Raw genomic sequence first — 17,474 nt, forward strand, 5'->3', positions numbered from 1 at the left:
GAATCATAGGGCCACGCAGCGGGCAACACGGCCACCGATGCCAATCGCTTGAGCGGTTCAGCCTGTCACGACATCATCACTTGAACTTGCCGCGCCGGTGAGCGGCGCGGCCGCGTCCATCTGCGGCCGGAACGGCGTTCGTCCCATCCAGGGCTGCATTTCCAGATGTTGCAGCCAATCCTTGACCGACGGGATCCAGCCGAGATCGTCCTTGACGTGCTGCTCGCCAACCGTCCGCACCGGCACCTGCTTGCCGGCGCTGTTGGTCAGCGTCGCGCCGAAGATCCTCTCGCAGAGGAAGATGCCTTCGCTGTGATGACGCAGCGCGCGGTGCCGCACGTCGGCGAGATGCGCCTTGCTCTCGTCGAACCAGTCGTGGATCGGCAGGTAATCCTCGGCAACACCGCCGAACAGGCGCGCGGAACGCACGGCATGATGATAGGGATGCGCCATCGCAGGCTACCTCGTGATCTCTGCGTTGCGGGTCACCGGATCGGCGGCGGGATCGTCGGTCACGGTGCCGGCGTCGAGATCGACCGTGAACGCGCCGTACAGGACATGCTCGCCGGTGCCATAGCCGCTGCCGAGCAGCATGGTCGCAAACTCCGTGCACAGCCAGTCGTGAACAAAGGAGTCGACCTGGTCGTGCTCGCTCCTCTCGTCGTACCGGCGCGTCACCCCGCGCGCGACCAGCCGGTCGAGCAGTTTGCGCGCGACGAGTTGATCGACCAGTGCAGCGGTGTCGAAGCGCGTGCCGTCGTGAAGCGTGGCACTCTCGAGCCAGGTGAATCCCTCGTCATTGCCCCCGTCATAGCGACAGTAGAGTTGCCGCACGCCGAGATCGGTGAGCACCGGAACGACCGCAGCGAGCAAACGCTGCCGGACAAAGACGGCCTGGGCGGCGCGTGCGGCATGCCAGGCTGCCGTCGCCTGCGGATTTGGCGCAGCCGGAGACTTACGGCCGCGCAGGCGATCCCACAGGCTTGGTCGCGAGACCGGCACCGTGTCCGGCTCCGGCGGTTCGGGCGGGACGTCCAGAGAAAAATGCACGGGGTCGTGTTGCCCGCCATATTCCGGCGCCGGCAGATAGACGAACTGGTCGGCACGCGGCGGCGGCAGATCGGAATCGTCGTCGGGCCACTCGATTTGAGTTTGATCAAAAACAAACGGCATTTGCACTCCACGGTTTGGCAAGACTGAACGAACGTGGCGCCCTGCCTGCCCCGCCGGGGGCTCACGGCCCCACCATCGCGGTCGAATTATCGTATCCGGATCGGTACGGTTTTGTGACCCGCCGGATGCGAGCCATCGCGGATGGTGGCCGGATGAGATCATCCGGCCTATAGAAGCACCATGTCCAATCATGAAGTCGACGTCGTCATCATCGGTGCGGGGCACAACGGCCTCACCTGCGCGGCCTATCTCGCGATGGCCGGGCTCAAGGTCAGGGTCGTCGAACGCCGCAAGGTGGTCGGCGGCGCCGCCGTCACCGAAGAGTTCTGTCCGGGCTTCCGCAATTCGGTCGCCGCCTACACGGTAAGCCTGCTCAATCCGCAGATCATCTCCGACCTGAAACTTGCCGACCACGGCCTCAAGATCGTCGAACGCCGCGCGCAGAACTTCCTCCCCGCAACCGACGGCAGTTACCTGCTGACCGGCGAAGGCCGCACCCAGCAGTCGGTCGAAAGACTGAGCCAACGGGATGCGGCGACGATCGGCGTGTTCTCGGGGGAACTCGACGCGATCGCCGACGTGCTGCGCCAGTTCGTGCTGCGCGCGCCGCCGAACCTGGTCGAAGGCTTTGGCCTCGGCGCGGTGAGCGAGGCCTTCAACGCGCTCGGCACCGCCAACATCCTGCGGCGGCTGTCGCTCGAACAGCAGCGCAATCTGCTCGACCTGTTCACACGCTCGGCCGGCGAGATGCTCGACGAGCGTTTCGAGAACGACCTCGTCAAGGCGCTATTCGGCTTCGACGCCATCGTCGGCAATTATGCCAGCCCCTACGCGGCCGGCTCGGCCTATGTGATGCTGCACCATGCGTTCGGCGAGGTGAACGGCAAGAAGGGCGTCTGGGGCCACGCGATCGGCGGCATGGGCGCGATCACCCAGGCGATGGCGCATGCCGCGCGCAGCCATGGCGTCGAGATCGAAACCGATGCACCTGTCCGCGAGGTGATCGTCGAGAAGGATCGCGCCACCGGCGTCATCCTCGACGATGGCGAGACGGTGCGCGCCAAGTATGTCGTCTCGAACGTCAACCCGAAGCTGCTCTACACGCGCCTGGTGCCGGAAGGCGCACTGGCAAGCGAATTCCGCACGCGCATCGGGCGATGGCAGAACGGCTCCGGCACATTCAGGATGAATGTGGCACTCGGCGCCCTGCCCTCGTTCACCGCGCTGCCCGGCCCGGGCGATCACCTGACCGCCGGCATCATCATCGCGCCGAGCCTTGGCTACATGGATCGCGCCTGGCGCGATGCGCGTGAGTCCGGCTGGAGCCGCGCGCCGGTCGTCGAGGTGCTGATCCCCTCGACCCTCGACGACAGTTTGAGCCCGCCGGGTCAGCATGTCGCGAGCCTGTTCTGCCAGCACGTCGCGCCGCAACTGCCCGACGGCAAATCATGGGACGACCATCGCGAGGAGGTCGCCGACCTGATGATCGCAACCGTCGACGCGTATGCCCCCGGCTTCGCGGGCAGTGTGATCGGCCGCCAGATCCTGTCGCCGCTCGACCTCGAGCGCCAGTTCGGCCTGCTCGGCGGCGACATCTTCCACGGCGCGCTGACGCTGAACCAGCTGTTCTCGGCGCGTCCCATGCTCGGCCATGCCGATTACCGCGGGCCGCTGCGCGGTCTCTACCATTGCGGTTCCGGCGCCCATCCCGGCGGCGGGGTCACCGGCGCCCCCGGCCACAACGCCGCACGGGCCGTCCTCGCCGACCATCGCGCGCTGTTCGCATAGAGCGAACAGCGCATCGGGCGCGCCGATGGCGTGGCAAGCTGTGGACAGATCTGTTGAGAAGCTGTGGGTCGATCGGGTTCAGACTTGGTGTCCCTTGGCGGGACAATCGGTGAGCATCCCGGTGGACTGCCTGTGGAACTGAGGCGGACAACCCCGAGGACGACGCGCTGGATGTCGTGTGGACAGGCTGCGTACGGCGCTGTGGACAACCTGCCAAAAAGAAAACACCGGGCCTCGTTGCCCGGTGCTTGCTCGAGAACGCCGTCTGCGAAATTACTTGAGCGAGCTGGCGACCGTGTTGAACGTCCCGCTCAAGTTCGTGCCGACGCCATTCACCGCAGCGATGATGGCGATGGCGATGCCGGTCGCAATCAGTCCGTATTCGATGGCGGTCGCGCCGGATTCATTCTTCAAAAATCTAACGAAAAGAGTCTTCATTGCAGCCCTGCCCTGGGTTGTGATGCCTTGGAACGAAGGGAGTTCCCGAGTTCCTCCACCGTACTAATACGGCGGTATCTAAGGTTGTCTGAATCGGGAACCTATCAATTCTCGCGATATTCGATTGAATCCGGGTTGAAATTTTAACAAAAACCGCGCTACCGGCCTCCGATGACCCCATCCACACACCGCGCCAGCATCACCCTGCCAGACGAATCGACCGCAAAGCGTGTGGTCGACGCGCTCTCCGAGATGTATTTCGAGGATCAGGCGGCTTTTGCGGCCTTCGAGCGGCCGGATGGCCGCTGGGATGTCACCGTCCATTTTGCCGAGCCGCCGGACCAAACCTTGCTGCGCGAGCTGGTCGGACAGGCTGTGCGGCCCGATGTCGCATCAACTTTGGTATTTGACACCATCGAGGCGAAGGACTGGGTCAAGGCCAGCCTGGAAGATCTGATCCCGGTCGCGGCCGGCCGGTTTATCGTCCATGGCCAGCATGACCGGCACAGGATACCGCCGAACAAGCTCGGGATCGAGATCGAGGCGGCGCTCGCCTTCGGCACCGGCCATCACGGCACCACGCGCGGCTGCCTGCTGCTGCTCGACCACGTGCTGAAGGCCTATCAGCCCCGCCGGGTGCTCGATCTCGGCACCGGGACCGGTGTGCTGGGGATCGCCGCCGCCAAGGCACAGCATCGCAAGGTGCTGGCGAGCGACATCGACCCACCGTCGGTCAAGGTCGCCGCCGAGAATGCCCGGCTGAACGGGGCAGGACATCTGGTCGAAGTGATCCGTGCCACCGGCTTTGCGTCGCCGCGGTTTGCCGAGGACGGGCCGTTCGATCTGGTGCTCGCCAACATCCTCGCCAATCCGCTGCGCCAGCTGGCGGGGCCGATGGCCCGGCACCTCGCATCGTCGGCGCAGGTCATCCTCTCGGGCCTGCTGACCCATCAGGCGCCGGCGGTCATTGCCGCCTATCGCGCCCGCGGGCTGGTGCCGCTGCGGCATCTGAAGATCGAGGGCTGGAGCAGCTTGCTGCTGCGCTCGGTCAGGTGAAATGGCCGCGACCGGCAGACAGTGCGGTGACTGCACGCTCTGCTGCAAGGTGATGGCGATCGACGAGCTGGCGAAGCCGGCCAACGCATGGTGTGCCCATTGCAAGCCGGGGCGCGGCTGCCGGATCTATCCAAGCCGGCCGGCGGAGTGCCGCGCGTTCAGCTGCGTCTGGCTGGTCAACGAATTGCTGGAGGAGCACTGGAAGCCCTCCCGATCGAAGCTCGTCCTGACCACGTCGGACGATGGCCTCGAGGTCAGGTGCGATCCGGGCTTCCCGGATGCCTGGCGCAGGGAGCCGTTTCGCAACGAACTCCGGGAATGGGCGATATCCGGCGAGCCGCTCGACATGACGGTCGTCGTGATCGTCGGTCAGCGCATCACGCTGCTGACGCCGGAGCGCGAATTCGATCTGGGTGTCGTCGGCCCCGATGAGCGGATCGTGCGTGAACTCGAGGGCACCAGAGTCGTCAACGTGACCGTGGCGAAGGCGTCCGACCTGGAATAGACGTCAAAGGGGTAAAGACCAGAGCCTTGCAACGGCAGGCATCATCAAGCGTTGGTCCCGAATCCTGGCAAGGGAGACCATGCGCATGAATCGTACGGTTCGCGCTTTGACTATTGCGGCGATCCTCGCTGTCGTGTCTCCGGCGGTCGCCAACGAAGGGGCCGGCATTCGGCCCGTCAGCGACCGCAGCGATGCTGGCGAGCCCTATCGCGGTTACGCGATCGGGAGGCATGACAACCGGCCGCGGCTACGCAGCGGCGATCGCGAGCCTGGCTGGCCTAGCGGATCGTATCCTCTGGAGTACGAAGACCGGGACCGAGGCGTGTACCTCGGCCAGCGTCACGACGATTGAAGAATGCTAGGTGGATGGCTCAGAATCGCGGCCGTCCGTCTCGACCTTGTCCTGACCGGCTGCACGCCTGGCACGCGCCTCGACCAAACGGTCGAGCATTTGCACGATGACGCCACGTTGCTTCTGCTCGACCGGCGCGATCGGCCCGCGACGAACCGGCGGCGAAATCTTCTCAAACGTGAATGCAGGCATCGTGCATCTCCTCACCGTTGAGTTGAGACACTCCTGGACGCCCCCCGTACGCTTGATCGGCGATGGTGGACATCGTCCGGTCACTTCCACTATGCCATGATTCAAGCATAAGTTATGCCAAAAATGTGGTCATGCTTCAGCGCGTCGGCGCGAAGCTCATGCTGCATCCGAAGAGAGTGCAAAGGCAATGTTCGAAGCCCATTTCCAGACGTTCGAAGAGCCCGAAGGCGGCGTGGCGCTGACCGCGCGCTTAAGTGCATTGCGCGAGGAATTGGCGCGGCGCAAGCTGACCGGGTTCGTGGTTCCGCGCGCCGATCAGCAGCAGAATGAGTATGTTGCCGCGTCCGAGGAGCGGCTTGCCTGGCTGACCGGCTTCACCGGATCGGCCGGGCTCGCGATCGTGCTGGGCAAGGAAGCCGCCCTGTTCGTCGACGGGCGCTACACGCTGCAGGCCGGCAAGCAGGTCGATCGCAAGGCCTGGCAGGTCGAGCCACTGGTCGATCCGCCGCCGGAGCATTGGCTGACCCGGCATCTGGCAGCCGGCGACCGCCTAGGATTTGACCCCTGGCTGCACACTTCTGCGGCAGCCGAACGGCTGGCGGCGGCCTGCGCCAAGGCCGGCGCCGAGCTGGTCGCCGTCGACGGCAACCCGATCGATACGGTCTGGCACGAACGGCCGGCGCCGCCGCTCGGCCCGGTCGCGATCCACGGCGCGCAGTTTTCCGGCGAGATCGAGGCCGAGAAGCTGAAGCGCATCCGGCTCGAGATCAACAAGCTCGGTGTCGATGCGCTGGTGCTCTCCGACAGCCACGCGGTGGCCTGGACCTTCAACATCCGCGGCGCCGATGTCTCGCATACGCCGCTGCCGCTGTCCTACGCGCTGGTGCCGAAGGAAGGCCGCCCGCTGGTGTTCATCGATCACCGCAAGCTGTCCAACACGACCCGCGACCATCTCGAGCAATCCGCCGATGTCGAGGAGCCGGCGGCACTGACGCAGAAGCTCACCGAGCTCGCCAGGCGCGGCGCCTCGATCGCGCTCGACAACGCGACCGCGGCCGACGCGTTGAGCCGCCTGATCGCCGGCGCCGGCGGCAAGCCGGTGCGCGGCAGCGATCCGGTCAGCCTGCTGAAGGCGGTCAAGAACCTCACCGAGATCGACGGCACGCGCACGGCGCATCAGCGCGACGCGGTGGCGCTCGTGCGCTTCCTCGCCTGGATCGACCGCGAGGCGCCCTCGGGCCACCTCACCGAGATCGACACCGTCGAGGCGCTGGAAACCTTCCGCCGCCAGACCGGCGCGCTGAAGGACGTCTCGTTCCCGACCATCGCCGGCACCGGGCCGAACGGCGCCATCGTGCATTATCGCGTGACGCGCAAGAGCAACCGCCGCATCGAGCCCGGCGATCTCCTGCTGATCGATTCCGGCGCGCAATATGAGGACGGCACCACCGACGTCACGCGCACCATCGCGATCGGCCAGCCGACCGACGAGATGCGCGACCGCTTCACCCGCGTGCTGCGCGGCCATATCGCGATCGCCCGCGCGATCTTCCCCGACGGTACCACCGGCGCGCAGCTCGACAGCTTCGCGCGGCAGCATCTCTGGCAGGCCGGGATCGATTTCGAGCACGGCACCGGCCACGGCGTCGGCAGCTATCTCAGCGTCCATGAAGGGCCGGCGCGGATCTCGAAGCTCGGCACCACGCCGCTGAAGCGCGGCATGATCCTGTCCAACGAGCCCGGCTACTACAAGACCGACGCCTACGGCATAAGGATCGAGAACCTCGAGCTGGTGATCAGCACCGACATTGCCGGCGCCGAGAAGCCGGTCAACGCATTCGAGACGCTGACCCTGGCGCCGATCGATCGCCGCCTGATCGAGGTGAGCATGCTGAGCGAAGGCGAATTGAGCTGGCTCAACGACTACCATGCCCGCGTCGCGCGCGTGGTGCGCCCGCATCTCGACGACAACGCCACCAAGCTGTGGCTCGACGAGGCGACGGCGGCGCTGAAGTAGCGGCGAGGTTACGGTCCCCCTCTCCTCACACTCCGTGTCATCCCCCGCGAAAGCGGGGGATCCAGTACGCCGCGGCCTATCCGTTAAGCAATGACCGCCTCTGGAATACCGGGTCCCCCGCTTTCGCGGGAGGACGACAGCTGAGATCGCGGGGACGACAGCGGAGTTTGCGGCTGACGGCACCTGCACTTGTTGCGCGAGACGAAACATCACCACGCTTCGCCACCCGAAATCGCATGGGCGTATGCCGAAACACACGTATTCCGCGCGAACGGGCACGCTACAGTCGTTCCACAATGCTGGATCGGACCTGAATGCACGGCGTGATGGGCAAGCCGCCCGGCGCGGCCACAAATAACATCGCGACATCGAAGGTCATGCTGCTGATGCTCGTCGTGATGACGGGCGTCGCGCCGATCTCGCTCTACATGCTGGTTCCGGCGCTGCCGGTGCTGGCGACGACGTTCGGCCGCGACATCGGGATCGCGCAGATGACCGTGTCGCTCTACATGGTCGGCATCGCGCTGTCGCAGCTGATCATGGGGCCGCTGTCCGACAAGTTCGGCCGCCGCCCGGTGCTGCTCGCGGGTCTCGGCCTGATGGTGGTGGCCGGCATCGGCTCTGACTTCGCCGAGACCCTGCCGCAGCTGATCGCGGCGCGCTTCTTCCAGGCGCTCGGCGGCGCCAGCGGCATGGTGATCAGCCGCGCCATCATCCGCGATCTCTATCCGCGCGAGCGGGTCGGCGCCATGATCAGCCTCGTCGTTGCCGCGCTGATGATCGCGCAGATGGTGAGCCCGCTGACCGGTGGTCTGCTGGAGACCACATTCGGCTGGCGCGCGATCCTCTATTTCATCACCGCGGCATCGCTGATCACCACGATCTTCATCGCGCTGGCGCTGCCCGAAACCCGTCGCGACCGCGCCGACAGCTCCAGCTTCCGCGGCGACCTCGGCAAACTGATGCGCAGCCGCGCCTTCGTCGGCTATCTGCTGTGCCAGGTGCTGGCCTCCCAGATCATCTTCGCCTTCGCCGGCGGCGGGCCCTATATCGTGGTCACCCAGATGGGCCGCAGCAGCGCCGAATACGGCGCCTGGTTCGCGATGACGGGGTTCGGCTACTTCATCGGCAATCTCTTGTGCGTGCGCTTCGCGCCGCGCCACTCGCTGGAGAAGCTGATCTGGTTCGGTCTGGCACTGCAGGTCGGCGGCAGTCTCTTGAACCTGATCTGGAGTTTCGCCGGGCTGAACCAGGCGCCGCTCTGGCTGTTCGGCACCCAGATGATCGTGATGGTCGCCAATGCCTTCGTGATGGCCAACTCCGCCGCCGGCGCCATCAGCATCCGCCCCGAGGCCGCCGGCACCGCCTCGGGCGCCATGGGCTTCCTGCAGCAGGGCATCGGCTCGCTGATCTCGCAGTTCGGCGCCTATCTCGGCGGCCACTCGACCACCACGCTGCCGCTGACATCGGCGCTTTTCGCGATCTCGCTCGCCTGCGCCTGCACCATGATCTTCGTGGTGCCGCGGCGGAACGTGGTGGTGAGCGAAGAGCTGATCGCGCAGGCCGAGGAGGATGAGCAAGGGGTGATGTAAGGCGTGCGCTCGTACCGCGCCCTCGCCTCGTCATCCCCCGCGAAAGCGGGGGATCCAGTACGCCGCAGCCTATCGGCTCAACAATGACTGTCTCTTGAATACTGGGTCCCCCGCTTTCGCGGAGGACGACAGCGGAGAATGCGGCGACGACGCTGCGCGCACCTCACTCCTCGATCAGCTTCAGCCAGTCGTCTTCGGTCAGCACCGCAACGCCAAGCTCGCGCGCCTTGGTCAACTTTGACCCGGCCTCTTCGCCGGCGACGACATAGTCCGTCTTCTTTGAAACCGATCCCGCGACCTTGGCGCCGAGCCGCTCGGCCATCGCCTTGGCTTCGTCGCGGGTGAACTTGGTCAGCGACCCGGTGAACACCACGGTCTTGTCCGAGACCGGCGAGCTCTTGCGCGGCTGCTCGGCGGGCTTGACCTCGATCTGCTGCAGCAATTCACCGAGCGCCTTGACGTTGCGAGGCTCGGCAAAGAACTCGACCACCGCATCGGCGACGATCTCGCCGATGCCATCGATATCGTTGAGGTCCTGGTAGGCTTCGGTGGTGTTCTCCTCGTCCGTGCTGCCCTTGGCGGCGGCCAGCATCGCCTCACGGAAATTCTCGATCGTGTGGTAGTGCCGCGCCAGCAGCTTGGCATTGCCTTCGCCGACATGGCGAATGCCGAGCGCAAAGATCAACCGGTGCAGGTCGATGTTGCGGCGAGCATCGATCGCATCGAACAGGTTGCGCACCGAGGTTTCGCCGTAGCCTTCGCGCTCCATCAATTTGCTGGTCGAACGTTGGTCCCGCTCGCGAAGGGTGAAGATGTCGACCGGCGACATCACCAGTCCGTCCTCGTAGAACTCCTGGATCTGCTTCTCGCCGAGACCGTCGATATCGAAGGCAAGGCGCGACACGAAATGCTTCAGCCGCTCGACCGCCTGCGCCGGACAGATCAGCGCACCGGTGCAGCGGCGCACCGCCTCGCCCTCCTCGCGGATCGCGTGACTGCCGCACACCGGGCAGGTGTCCGGAAACTTGTACGGCTTCGCACTCTTCGGTCGCTTGTCCAGAACGACGCCGACGACCTGGGGGATGACGTCGCCGGCGCGCTGCACCACGACGGTGTCGTCGATGCGGAGATCGACGCCATCCCGGATCGGACTGCCGTCGTTGCCGATGCCCTTGATGTAGTCCTCGTTGTGCAGGGTCGCGTTCGAAACCACGACGCCGCCGACCGTCACCGGCTCGAGCCGCGCGACCGGCGTCATCGCTCCGGTGCGCCCGACCTGGATGTCGATGCCCCTGAGAACCGTCGTTGCCTGTTCGGCCGCGAATTTGTGTGCGATGGCCCAGCGCGGGCTGCGCGACACGAAGCCGAGCCGCTCCTGCCAGTCGAGGCGGTCGACCTTGTAGACCACGCCGTCGATGTCGTAGCCGAGCGAAGCCCGCTCCTCGCCGATCTTGTTGTAGAATTTCAGGACGTCATCGACGCTCTTGCAGAGCGTGATCAGCGGATTGACCACAAAGCCTGCCCTGTCCATCCATTCCAGCATGCCGTGCTGGGTGTCGGCGGGCGGCTCGGTCATTTCGCCCCACGTATAGGCGAAGAATTTCAGCGGTCGTGACGCCGTGATCGACACGTCCTTCTGGCGCAGCGAACCCGCTGCCGAATTGCGCGGATTGGCAAACACCGTGTCGTCGGCCGCGGCCTGTTTCTTGTTCAGCTCAAGGAAGTCCTTCTTGAGCATATAGACTTCGCCGCGCATTTCGCAGGCTGCCGGAACGTTGCGTCCCTTCAGGGTGTGCGGAATGTCCTTGATGGTCCGGACGTTGGCGGTGACATCCTCGCCGGTGAAGCCGTCGCCGCGCGTCGCGGCCCGGACCAGTTCGCCATTTTCGTAGCGCAGCGAGAGCGACAGGCCGTCGATCTTCGGTTCGGCGACCAGCGCCGGAATATGGTCGGCGTCCAGCTTGAGAAAGCGCCTGATGCGTTCGACGAATTCGGTGACGTCCTCGTCGCTGAACGCGTTGCCGAGCGACAGCATCGGAACGACATGCTGCACCTTGGCAAAGCCGCGGGCCGGCGCAGCGCCGACCGTCTGCGTCGGCGAGTCCTTGCTGACGAGATCGGGAAACCTGGCCTCGATTGCCTCCAGGCGCCGCCGCAGAGCGTCGTAGGCCGCATCGGATACGGTCGGCGCGTCCTTCTGATAGTAGCGCTCGTTGTGCCCCTCGATCTCGAGTGAAAGGCGCATGTGCTCGACCTTGGCCTGGGCCTTGGTGAGCTTGTCGACGTCGACCAGCGCTTTCGTCGCCTTGGCAGCCATGGGCAGACTAGCTCGCCGCCCTGAGCAGCCGTTCCGCCGCGGCGCGGGCCTCCGCAGTGATCTCGGCGCCGGCCAGCATGCGCGCGATCTCCTCGCGGCGATGGTCGGCGGCGAGCGCGTTGACGCGGGTGGCGACGCGCTTACCCTTGTCGAGCGCATCCTTGGAGATCAGAAGATGCTGGCTGGCGCGGGCTGCGACCTGCGGCGCATGCGTCACCGCCATCACCTGCACCTTGCCGGCGAGGCGTGCCAGCCGCGAGCCGATCGCGTCCGCCACCGCGCCGCCGACGCCGGTGTCGATTTCGTCGAACACCAAAGTCGGTGCCGAGCCGCGATCGGCCAGCACGACCTTCAGCGCCAGCAGGAAGCGCGACAGCTCGCCGCCGGAGGCGACCTTCATCATCAGCCCCGGCTTGGTGCCCGGATTGGTCTGGACCCAGAACTCGACGCGGTCGATGCCCTGCGGCCCCGGCGCGGCCGCATTGGCCTCGACCTGCGTCATGAATTTCGCACGCTCGAGCTTGAGCGGCGCGAGCTCGGCATTGACGGCCTTGTTGAGCTTCTCGGCCGCCTTGGTGCGCGCCGCCGACAGCTTTGCCGCCGCAGCAGCATAGCGCTTGTCGGCCTCAGTGGCGGCCGCTTCCAGCTTCTTCAGCTGATCGGCGCCGGCATCGATCAGCGCGACGTCATCAGCGTATTGCGCCGCCAGCGCCGCCAGCAAATCGACCGGCGTCGAATATTTGCGCGAAGCGGCGCGCAGCGCGAACAGCCGTTCCTCGATGCGCTCGAGCTCGGCCGGATCGAAATCGGTCGCCGCCAGTGCCGCGTGGAGATGCTGGTCGGCCTCTTCCAGCGCGTTGATCGCGATATCGATGGCCTTGACCGCCGGCTCGATCAGGCTGGGCGCATTGGCAGCACGCCGCTCCAGCCGCCGCACTGCCGCGGACAGCGCCGACACCGGCGAATGCGAGCCGCCGATCGCCTCCTGCGCCTCGCGCAGATCGGTCGCGACCTTCTCGCCCTGCATCATGGTGGTGCGGCGGTTGGCGAGCTCGGTCTCCTCGCCCTCCTTCGGCGCCAGCGTCTTCAGCTCCTGGGAGGCATGGCGCAGATAGTCGGCCTCGCGCGCGGCGCGCTCCATGCCGGCGCGATGCCCGTCGAGATCGGCGTTGGCGGTCCGCCTGATTTCCCACAGCGCTTCCAGCGCGGCGACGTCCTTCTCGTGGCCGGCAAAGGCGTCGAGCAGCTGACGATGGGTGGAAGCGTCGACCAAAGCGCGCTCGTCGTGCTGGCCGTGGATTTCGACCAGAACCGTGCCGACCGCCCTCAGGGTCTGCACGCTGATCGCCTGGTCGTTGATGAAGGCGCGGGTGCGGCCGTCGGCGAGCTGCACGCGACGCAGGATCATTTCACCGGTATCATCGAGGCCGTTCTCGGCGAGGATCCTGGCGGCCGGATGCCCCTTCGGGACATCGAACGTGGCGGTGACCTGCCCCTGCTCGGCGCCATGGCGCACCAGGCCGGCATCGCCGCGGCCGCCGAGCGCCAGCGCAAAGGCATCAAGCAGGATGGATTTGCCGGCGCCGGTCTCGCCGGTCAGCACCGCCAGGCCACGGGAAAATTCGATATCGAGCCGTTCGATCAGGACGATGTCACGGATCGATAGACGGGCCAGCATGCGAGGACAATTCCTAGCCGAGACCTATCTTCTTGAAGGTCCTGCTGATCCAGGATCCCTGATTCTCGCTCGGTTCGAGACCGCCGGACTTTACTAGATTATACGCGTCCTTGTACCAGCGGCTGTCCGGAAAATTGTGGCCGAGCACCGCGGCCGCGGTCTGCGCCTCGCCGGCGATGCCGATCGCCATATAGGCCTCGGTGAGCCGGTAGAGCGCCTCTTCGACGTGGCGGGTGGTCTGGTACTGGGTGACCACGGTCTTGAAGCGGTTGATCGCGGCGGTGAAGTCACGCTTCTCGATGTAATAGCGTCCGACCGCCATTTCCTTGCCGGCGAGCTGGTCTCGCGCGGCCTGGATCTTGTTCTTGGCCTGGGTGGCGTATTCGGAGGTCGGATATTTGCGCACCACCTCTTCGAGCGCCGCGATCGCCTTCTCGGTGCGGCTCTGGTCGCGCGAGATGTCCGGGATCTGGTCGAAATGCGATGCCGCGATCAGGTACTGGGCGTAGGACGCGTCCGGGCTGCCGGGATGCAGCGTCACGTAGCGGGTGGCGGAGCCGATGCAGCTGTCGTAGTCGCCCGCCTGATAATACGAATAGGCCGACATCAGGAGCGACTTGCGGGCCCAGTCCGAATAGGGATGCTGACGATCGACTTCCTCGAACTTCTTCGAAGCGGCCTTCAGGTCCTTCTTCTCGTTCATCATGTACAAGCCCTCATTGTAGAGCTTGTCCGCAGGCTCATCGACGAACGTGTCGTCCTTGGACATGAACTTGTCCCACAGCGCGCCGGTGCCGCATCCTGAGAGCGGCAACACCAGCACGATCAGGCCCGCCGCGAAACGCAGCGTGCGCGCGGCCTTGGTCAGGCCGGAGACGTCAGAAGAATTGCGTTGTTCGAGCGCCATACGCATTGCCGACATGGATTGTAAAACCTGACGCCTTTGATGCGGTTAACGGCGACCCCACTCCACCCATGAACCGCGATCACGGATGCAATATCTCTCGTGCCGTTGGCGCCGGATCAAGCAACCGCGGGCCTGTTTAACCGAAAAATGACCGTCGACCAACCGAATAGGGAGCCAATCCGCCGGGAATAAGGCGACCCGGCGACGCTCACAGCCTGCTGTGGCTATTACGGAAATTGGGCTGACCGGCTAGGCGATCAGGACTGGGCGATCAGGACACGTCCGGACCGTAGGCCGGGGCGACGAGGCCGCCCACCGCGCTTGCACCGGCCTCGACATGGCCGCGGACCGGGCGCCGGGCGGTCTCCGATTCGACCACGCGCCAGGCGCTGCGGTCGGCGAGCAGCGCCTTCAGCACCGCGTTGTTGAGCTTGTGACCGCCGCGAACCGAACGGTAGCTGCCGAGCAGTGGCAGGCCGGCCAGCGCGAGATCGCCGATCACGTCGAGCACTTTGTGGCGGGCACACTCGTTGGCGTAGCGCAGGCCCTCGGCGTTGAGCAGGCGGGCCTCGTCGAACACCACCGTGTTGTCGAAGGAGGCACCGAGCGCGAAGCCGGCGCCCCACAGCCGCGCCACGTCATTCATGCAGCCGAAGGTACGGGCCCGCGCCACTTCGCGGCGGAAGCCTTCCGGCGACAGATCGAAGGAATAGGTCTGGTGACCGATCACCTTGTTGGCGAAATTGATTTCGACTTCGGCGCGGAACCCGCCGGCGAACGGACGCAGCTCGCCCATCGCATCACCGATCTTGACCTGCACCGGCTTCAGCACCTGGATGAAGCGGCGGACGCCGGGCTGGGTCACAATGCCGGCCTGATCGATGGCTGCGACAAACGCTGCAGCGCTGCCGTCCATGATCGGAACTTCTGCAGCGTCGACTTCGATCGTGGCGTTGTCGACGCCCATGCCGCGCAGCGCGGCGAGAACATGCTCCGCGGTCGAAACCAGCGGCCCTTCGCGGTCACCCAGCACCGTCGCGAATTCGGTTGCGATCACAGCGTCGGCGGTGGCGGTAACTTCGCGGTCGGCACCGTCGAGACCAGTGCGGACAAAAATAAAACCCGCGTCGACAGGCGCAGGTCCCAGCGTGAGACTGACAGGAAGACCGGAATGAACGCCTACGCCAGTCACGGTGGCTTGCGACCGAAGCGTTGTCTGACGGCTGAACTTCATTCGATAATGCCCACTACCCGACTTCGCTCAACATCAAGTGGCCAAACTTCCCCAAGGCCGACTCGCATGAGCTCCCCAAGTCCCGGCAGACCATAGTCACAGCCCTAAAGCGCGCCAACTCACGCTTCTTTACCGATTGTTACCCCATCTCCGCCGCATTCGCGCCTAGGGTTAACCAAATTGCGGCAGCGAAAACGGCCGTCGGCGAGTGGCCATCTGACCACCGAAATAATAATTAATCATTTAAAATCAGTTGCTTGTTTACCTGGTGCAACCGCCTGCCCGCCAAAAGGAGAAGGCCCCGGCGGTTCCCCGCCGAGGCCTTCTTCGTCGCCAAGGTTGTAACAAACTTCAGTTTGCCTGCCGGCGCAGGAAGGCCGGGATATCAAGATGGTCGTCACCCTGTGGCGCCGGGGCAACAGGCGCCTGACGGCCATGGGCGTCCAATCCCTGCGGTGCCGGGCGCTTCGCATATTCCGATACCGGCGATTCGTTCGCCGAGATCTGCTGGGCGACGCTGCGGGCCGGCTTGCGGTCGGGCAGCGGCGGCATCGTCGGCATCGCAGGACCCGAGGCACGGGCCGCGATCGGCGGCTCGGTCTCTTCATCGCGGCGGCCGAGGCCGACATTGGCCAACCGCTGCAACAGAGACAGCCGGGTCTTCTGCGGGTGCTCCGCCTCGCCGTCACCGCTGGCCTGGCGAATCTCGGCCTGCGCCGGCATCGGCAGATCCTCGAACTTCGGCATCCGCGGGGCACGGACCGGCGACCGCTCCGCCGCCTGCGGGATGAAGGTCTCGGGCGGCATCGGCTCGTGCTGCTCGGCGCGGGCCGCCTCGTGGTCCGGGAACAGCGTCGGCTTCTGGGCGATCGGCCGCACGGTGACGTCACCGTACGACCCCGGCTGCATCGGCGCCTGAGCCGGTGCGCTGTCCGGGGCAACCGCGGCAGCGATTGCCGCGAGCGCGGCGCGCTCGACGGCCGGACGCTGCTGGGCTGCGGCGGTAGCTGCAATCGGAGCAACCGTCACGCCCGTCGGCGGTTCCAGCTTCTGGGCGCGCTCGGCCATGCGCTGATTGTCGGCACGCAGGCGAGCCGTCAGGTCGGCCAGCCGGCTCTCGGGCGAGCCGCCCGGCTGCTGCGCGGGAGCCTGGGCACGGGAAGCGATCGCGGCCTGCTCGATACCGGTTGCGACCACCGAGACGCGAATGACGCCATCGAGCGATTCGTCGAAGGTGGCGCCGACGATGATGTTGGCGTCGGCATCGACTTCTTCGCGGATGCGGGTTGCGGCTTCGTCGACCTCGAACAGAGTGAGGTCCTTGCCACCCGTGATCGAGATCAACAGGCCGCGGGCGCCCTTCATCGAGCTATCGTCGATCAGCGGGTTGGCGATCGCAGCTTCGGCCGCGGTCAGCGCGCGCTTCTCGCCGGTGGCCTCGCCGGTGCCCATCATCGCCTTGCCCATTTCCCGCATCACGGCGCGGACGTCGGCGAAGTCGAGGTTGATCAGGCCTTCCTTGACCATCAGGTCGGTGATGCAGGCGACGCCCGAATACAGCACCTGGTCGGCCATCGCGAAGGCGTCGGCGAAGGTGGTCTTCTCGTTGGCGACCCGGAACAGGTTCTGGTTCGGGATGATCAGCAGCGTGTCGACCACCTTGTGGAGCTCGGAAATACCGTGCTCGGCGGTGCGCATCCGGCGCTGACCCTCGAAGTGGAACGGCTTCGTCACCACGCCGACGGTGAGGATTCCCATCTCGCGGGCAGCCTTGGCGATCACGGGCGCAGCCCCGGTGCCAGTGCCGCCGCCCATGCCGGCGGTGACGAACACCATGTTGGCGCCGGTGAGGTGATCGCGCAGCTCGTCCATCACCTCCTGCGCGGCCGCAGCGCCGACATCGGGCTGCGAACCGGCGCCGAGGCCCTGGGTGACCTGGGTGCCCATCTGGATGATGCGCTGCGCCTTCGACATGGTCAGCGCCTGCGCGTCGGTGTTGGCGACGACGAAGTCGACGCCCTGCAACCCGGCGGTGATCATGTTGTTGACGGCATTACCACCCGCGCCGCCGACGCCGAAGACGGTGATCCGCGGTTTCAGCTCGCTGATGTCAGGGGGTGTCAGATTGAGTGCCATGGTTGCCTCTCTCGATTATGCGCGCGTTGGTTCGTCCCGGCCGCTGGCCGCAGGAGCTGGTGAAAATGCAATGAGCCGGGGTGTGGTCA

The 17,474-nt window shown here is 65.6% G+C and carries 14 protein-coding genes; 5 read left to right on the forward strand and 9 right to left on the reverse strand.

Features of this window, described 5'->3' with window-relative positions; translation table 11 throughout:
• Positions 1-57: 57 nt before the first annotated feature.
• A complete protein-coding gene (locus ACOIX3_RS30325; protein ID WP_420965622.1) occupies positions 58-453 on the reverse strand; it encodes a DUF6915 family protein in 396 nt (131 codons plus the stop codon).
• A 6-nt stretch (positions 454-459) separates the two neighbouring features.
• Positions 460-1,173 carry a hypothetical protein gene (locus ACOIX3_RS30330; protein WP_420965623.1) on the reverse strand — a complete coding sequence of 238 codons (714 nt, stop codon included), beginning with the start codon at positions 1,171-1,173 and terminating at the stop codon, positions 460-462.
• 180 nt (positions 1,174-1,353) lie between these two features.
• Between ACOIX3_RS30330 and ACOIX3_RS30335 the strand changes: the two genes are divergently transcribed.
• Positions 1,354-2,961 carry a phytoene desaturase family protein gene (locus ACOIX3_RS30335; RefSeq protein WP_420965624.1) on the forward strand — a complete coding sequence of 536 codons (1,608 nt, stop codon included), beginning with the start codon at positions 1,354-1,356 and terminating at the stop codon, positions 2,959-2,961.
• 273 nt (positions 2,962-3,234) lie between these two features.
• On the opposite strand, the gene ACOIX3_RS30340 is transcribed toward ACOIX3_RS30335, so the two are convergent.
• Positions 3,235-3,399, reverse strand: a complete 165-nt coding sequence (locus ACOIX3_RS30340) for a Flp family type IVb pilin (protein WP_342727636.1) — start codon at positions 3,397-3,399, stop codon at positions 3,235-3,237.
• Between the two features lie 171 nt (positions 3,400-3,570).
• Between ACOIX3_RS30340 and ACOIX3_RS30345 the strand changes: the two genes are divergently transcribed.
• Entirely contained in the window at positions 3,571-4,455 is an 885-nt protein-coding gene (locus ACOIX3_RS30345; protein WP_420965625.1) for a 50S ribosomal protein L11 methyltransferase, read from the forward strand.
• 1 nt (position 4,456) lies between these two features.
• Complete coding sequence (locus ACOIX3_RS30350; RefSeq protein ID WP_420965626.1) at positions 4,457-4,960, forward strand: hypothetical protein; 504 nt, start codon at positions 4,457-4,459, stop codon at positions 4,958-4,960.
• Positions 4,961-5,318: 358 nt separating this feature from the next.
• Here ACOIX3_RS30350 and ACOIX3_RS30355 read toward each other — a convergent pair whose 3' ends face one another.
• Positions 5,319-5,504: a hypothetical protein gene (locus ACOIX3_RS30355; protein WP_420965627.1), complete on the reverse strand. Its 186-nt coding sequence runs from the start codon at positions 5,502-5,504 to the stop codon at positions 5,319-5,321.
• Between the two features lie 187 nt (positions 5,505-5,691).
• Here ACOIX3_RS30355 and ACOIX3_RS30360 point away from each other — a divergent pair, with 187 nt between their 5' ends.
• Positions 5,692-7,521, forward strand: a complete 1,830-nt coding sequence (locus tag ACOIX3_RS30360; RefSeq protein WP_420965628.1) for an aminopeptidase P family protein — start codon at positions 5,692-5,694, stop codon at positions 7,519-7,521.
• 314 nt (positions 7,522-7,835) lie between these two features.
• Positions 7,836-9,113, forward strand: a complete 1,278-nt coding sequence (locus ACOIX3_RS30365; protein WP_420965629.1) for a multidrug effflux MFS transporter — start codon at positions 7,836-7,838, stop codon at positions 9,111-9,113.
• 163 nt (positions 9,114-9,276) lie between these two features.
• On the opposite strand, the gene ligA is transcribed toward ACOIX3_RS30365, so the two are convergent.
• The 5 genes from ligA to ftsZ all read right to left on the reverse strand — a co-directional run bounded on the left by ligA (position 9,277) and on the right by ftsZ (position 17,385).
• Positions 9,277-11,430: an NAD-dependent DNA ligase LigA gene (ligA, locus tag ACOIX3_RS30370; protein WP_420965630.1), complete on the reverse strand. Its 2,154-nt coding sequence runs from the start codon at positions 11,428-11,430 to the stop codon at positions 9,277-9,279.
• A 7-nt stretch (positions 11,431-11,437) separates the two neighbouring features.
• On the reverse strand, positions 11,438-13,108 hold the full coding sequence (recN, locus tag ACOIX3_RS30375) for a DNA repair protein RecN (RefSeq protein WP_420965631.1): 1,671 nt from the start codon (positions 13,106-13,108) through the stop codon (positions 11,438-11,440).
• A gap of 13 nt (positions 13,109-13,121) precedes the next feature.
• Positions 13,122-14,030, reverse strand: coding sequence for an outer membrane protein assembly factor BamD (locus ACOIX3_RS30380; protein ID WP_420965632.1), 909 nt, complete (start codon positions 14,028-14,030; stop codon positions 13,122-13,124).
• Positions 14,031-14,286: 256 nt separating this feature from the next.
• The gene (gene lpxC / locus ACOIX3_RS30385; RefSeq protein ID WP_420965634.1) at positions 14,287-15,249 is read right to left on the reverse strand and encodes a UDP-3-O-acyl-N-acetylglucosamine deacetylase; all 963 of its coding nucleotides are present in this window, start codon (positions 15,247-15,249) and stop codon (positions 14,287-14,289) included.
• Between the two features lie 351 nt (positions 15,250-15,600).
• The gene (ftsZ, locus tag ACOIX3_RS30390) at positions 15,601-17,385 is read right to left on the reverse strand and encodes a cell division protein FtsZ (RefSeq protein WP_420965635.1); all 1,785 of its coding nucleotides are present in this window, start codon (positions 17,383-17,385) and stop codon (positions 15,601-15,603) included.
• Positions 17,386-17,474 lie beyond the last annotated feature (89 nt).

Source organism: Bradyrhizobium sp. B120 (assembly GCF_049075665.1).
Taxonomy (GTDB): domain Bacteria; phylum Pseudomonadota; class Alphaproteobacteria; order Rhizobiales; family Xanthobacteraceae; genus Bradyrhizobium.

Coding starts and splice junctions, on each gene's coding strand:
- ACOIX3_RS30325 (WP_420965622.1), bottom strand. CDS start 453: ATGGCGCATCCCTATCATCATGCCGTGCGTTCCGCGCGCCTGTTCGGC.
- ACOIX3_RS30330 (WP_420965623.1), bottom strand. CDS start 1,173: ATGCCGTTTGTTTTTGATCAAACTCAAATCGAGTGGCCCGACGACGAT.
- ACOIX3_RS30335 (WP_420965624.1), top strand. CDS start 1,354: ATGTCCAATCATGAAGTCGACGTCGTCATCATCGGTGCGGGGCACAAC.
- ACOIX3_RS30340 (WP_342727636.1), bottom strand. CDS start 3,399: ATGAAGACTCTTTTCGTTAGATTTTTGAAGAATGAATCCGGCGCGACC.
- ACOIX3_RS30345 (WP_420965625.1), top strand. CDS start 3,571: ATGACCCCATCCACACACCGCGCCAGCATCACCCTGCCAGACGAATCG.
- ACOIX3_RS30350 (WP_420965626.1), top strand. CDS start 4,457: ATGGCCGCGACCGGCAGACAGTGCGGTGACTGCACGCTCTGCTGCAAG.
- ACOIX3_RS30355 (WP_420965627.1), bottom strand. CDS start 5,504: ATGCCTGCATTCACGTTTGAGAAGATTTCGCCGCCGGTTCGTCGCGGG.
- ACOIX3_RS30360 (WP_420965628.1), top strand. CDS start 5,692: ATGTTCGAAGCCCATTTCCAGACGTTCGAAGAGCCCGAAGGCGGCGTG.
- ACOIX3_RS30365 (WP_420965629.1), top strand. CDS start 7,836: ATGCACGGCGTGATGGGCAAGCCGCCCGGCGCGGCCACAAATAACATC.
- ligA (WP_420965630.1), bottom strand. CDS start 11,430: ATGGCTGCCAAGGCGACGAAAGCGCTGGTCGACGTCGACAAGCTCACC.
- recN (WP_420965631.1), bottom strand. CDS start 13,108: ATGCTGGCCCGTCTATCGATCCGTGACATCGTCCTGATCGAACGGCTC.
- ACOIX3_RS30380 (WP_420965632.1), bottom strand. CDS start 14,030: ATGTCGGCAATGCGTATGGCGCTCGAACAACGCAATTCTTCTGACGTC.
- lpxC (WP_420965634.1), bottom strand. CDS start 15,249: ATGAAGTTCAGCCGTCAGACAACGCTTCGGTCGCAAGCCACCGTGACT.
- ftsZ (WP_420965635.1), bottom strand. CDS start 17,385: ATGGCACTCAATCTGACACCCCCTGACATCAGCGAGCTGAAACCGCGG.